Source organism: Microcoleus sp. B4-C2, assembly GCF_036705265.1.
In the GTDB taxonomy this organism is placed as follows: Bacteria; Cyanobacteriota; Cyanobacteriia; order Cyanobacteriales; family Microcoleaceae; genus Microcoleus.
Genome location: NZ_JAUBUB010000187.1, coordinates 1 through 3,495 on the forward strand (window position 1 = coordinate 1; position 3,495 = coordinate 3,495).

Sequence of the window (3,495 nt, forward strand, 5' to 3'; positions counted from 1 at the left end):
GGCAGCACCGAAATGATGCTAGTATCCGGTTACTCTGGCATAGGTAAATCCGCCTTAGTACAAGAAGTTTATAAACCAATTACTAAAGCCAGAGGTTATTTTATTGCCGGAAAATTCGACCAATTTCAACGAAATATCCCTTACGCCGCCGTTGTCAAAGCCTTTCAATCATTAGTCAAGCAACTCTTAACAGAAAACGAAAATCAACTCAATACCTGGAAACAAAAAATATTAGCTGCCCTTGGCGCTAATAGTCAAATCATTGTCGATGTCATTCCCGAAGTAGAACTAATCATTGGCCCACAGCCCGCCGTACAAGAATTAAGCGCCACCGAAGCACAAAACCGCTTTAATTTAGTATTTCAAAAATTCATCCGCGTCTTTTGTTCAGTTGACTATCCCTTAGTCATCTTTCTCGACGACTTACAATGGGCTGATGCCGCCACATTGAAACTGCTACAAGTAATGATAGCAGATGAGCAAACCAACTATCTATTTCTAATTGGTGCTTATCGAGACAACGAAGTCAACCCATCTCATCCTTTAATGATGACTTTGGACGAGCTGCAAAATCAAGGTGCAAGAATCGAGCGAATTACCTTAGCTCCCTTACAGCTTCACCAGATAGTTAACTTAATTACTGATACCGTGCGTCAAGACCAAAAATCAGCGCTCCCCCTCGCCGAGTTAGTAATCAGTAAAACTCAAGGCAATCCTTTTTTTGTCAATCAGTTTCTCAAAACACTCTATCAAGAAAACCTACTTAAATTCAACTTTCACGAAAGAAACTGGGATTGGAATATTTCCGAAATTGAATCAGTAGGTATTACTGATAACGTCATTGAATTGATGCTGGGCAAATTGAAAAGACTGCCCCCATCAACTCAGCAAGTTTTGCGTTTAGCTGCCTGCGTGGGCAATAGTTTTGACTTAAACACTCTGGCAATTATTAATGAGAAATCCTGGGTAGCCACCTTTCAAGAACTATTGCCAGCCATTCAAGAAGGATTAATCTTAACTACTTCTGAGTTAGGTGCTACCGAATCAGAAATAATTAACTCAGACTTGGTAATTACTACTTATAAATTTTTGCACGACCGCGTACAGCAGTCAGGTTACGCATTGATTGACTCAAAACTGCAAACAGCAATTCACCTACAAATTGGTCGCCTATTACTAGCAAATATCTCTGGCGAGCGACGCGCCGAAAGAATTTTTGAAATTGCCGACCATTTGAATTCGGGTCGGAATTTAATCATTGATGATACCGAGAAAACTGAACTGGCTATTTTAAATTTAACCGCCGCTCGCAAAGCCAAAGATGCCACGGCTTATGCTGCTGCCAGAGATTACTTAAAGTTCGGTCGAGAAATTTTACCGGGCGATATTTGGCAAGACTCCTACGAACTAGCTTTTACCTTTCATAAGGAGCTGGCAGAAGCCGAATATTTAAACGGCAATTTTGAAGAATCAGAAGCTTTAATAGAAGTGGCATTTGCCCAGGCCAAATCTGAGCTAGAACAAGCCGAAATTTACAACATTTTGATCGTGCAGTACACTCTGCTGAGTAAATATGAAGCAGCAGTTCAATCGGGATTAAAAGCGCTTCACTTGCTGGGCATAGACTTGGCTGAAGATAATTTAAGTGAGGCGATTAATGCGGAAATGGCGACAGCTACAGCCAACTTGGCAAACCAAGAAATTGCTTCATTAATTCATGCCGAAAAGATGAAAGACCCGGCTCAACAAATGGCTATGAAATTATTGGGCAATATGGGCCCACTAACGTTCTTTTCATCTCAAGAACTGTGGAAGTTGACTGTGATTAAAGCGATTAACCTTTCTCTCAAGTACGGTTTTGTAGCGGAAGGGTCTTACTGCTATTCGTGTTATGGAATTATTCTGAATTCAATTTTAGGGGATTACCAATCTGCTTATGAGTTTGGCAGACTCGCTCTGGCTCTGAGCGAAAATTCCAATAACTTGTCTCAAAATTGCCAAGATAGTGTGATTTTTGCCAATTACTTAAACTGCTGGGTGAGACCGCTCAAAACTACGGCGGAAATTAATAACGAAGGTTATAAAAGAGGCTTGCAATCGGGCAATTTGCAATGGACGGGTTATAACCGGATGTTTCAAACTATTACCTATTTCTTCCAGGGTATGAATTTGAATAACCTCTTGGAAGATATTGACAAGTCGCTCCATTTCTGCAATCATACTAAAAATTTTTGGGCGATTGATATTATTATTGCTAATAAAATAGCAATTTTAAATTTGATGGGAGAAGAGGATGAAGTTAGCGAAGAACAGCATTTAGAAAATTTTCATAGCCGTAAAAGCATGGCAGCGCTGTGTGAGTTTTATGTTTTAAAGGCGCAGACTTTCTATCTTTACGAACAGTATAGTGAGGCGCTAGAAGCATCGGATCGCGCGGCAGAGCTGATTGATTATTTGATGGGTCATATTTCTAGTGCTCACCATTATTTTTACCGTTGTCTGATTTTAACGGCTCTGTATTCAGAGGTTTCTGAATTGGAGCGACAAGATTACTGGCTGCAATTAGAAGCTAATCAGAAACAAATCAAAGTTTGGGCGGATAATTGCTCGGAAAGTTTTGCACATAAGTTCTGGCTGGTGGCGGCAGAAATGGCGAGGATTTCAGGTTTTGATTTGTCGGCGATGGATTTGTACGATCGCGCGATTGCTGAGGCTAGAGAGCATGATTTTATTCAGAATGAAGCGCTGGCGGCGGAATTGGCTGCTAAGTTCTGGTTGGGGAAGGAGAAAGAAGAATTTGCCCACATCTACCTGACTAAAGCCCACTATGGCTATCAATACTGGGGGGCTAAACGTAAAGTTGAGAGTTTGGAGGAAAAATATCCCCAATTAATAGTGAGAACTTCAGGGAAGACAACTACTCAAACAAAAAACCGAACAACGACGGCGACTACTAGCAGCAATTTGGGTGAGACGCTAGATTTAACTACGGTGATGAAAGCTTCTTTCGCGATTTCGGGTGAAATTGTTTTGAGTAGGTTGCTGGAAAGATTGATGAAAATTGCGATCGAGAATGCGGGGGCGCAAAAAGGTTTTTTGATTTTAGAAAAAGCGGGAAACTGGACCCTTGAGGCGGAAGGTTCGGTGCAGGAGGATGAAGTTAGTGTGTTGCAATCGCTTCCTCTCAATCCGATAGCAGCTTCTGGGGGTTCTCCTTTGCTTGCTTGTGCGATCGCCAATTATGTGATTCGTACTCAGGAAAATGTGGTGTTAAATAATGCGGCTCAAGAGGGACAATTTACCCGCGATCCTTATATTGCAGCTACTCAACCGAAGTCTATTCTTTGCACTCCTCTGCTGCACCAAGGTAAGTTGACTGGCCTTCTTTATTTGGAAAATAACCTGACTGAAGGGGCTTTTACTACGGATCGCCTAGAATTGTTAAAACTTTTATCTGCCCAAATTGCTATTTCCATTGAAAATGCTCAGCTTTAC

Annotated in this window: 1 protein-coding gene; it reads left to right on the forward strand. The window is 41.4% G+C overall.

Annotation, left to right across the window (positions count from 1 at the left end):
- Positions 1–3,495: AAA family ATPase (locus QUB20_RS28205; RefSeq protein WP_333291828.1), on the forward strand; the 3,495-nt coding region annotated here is incomplete at both ends.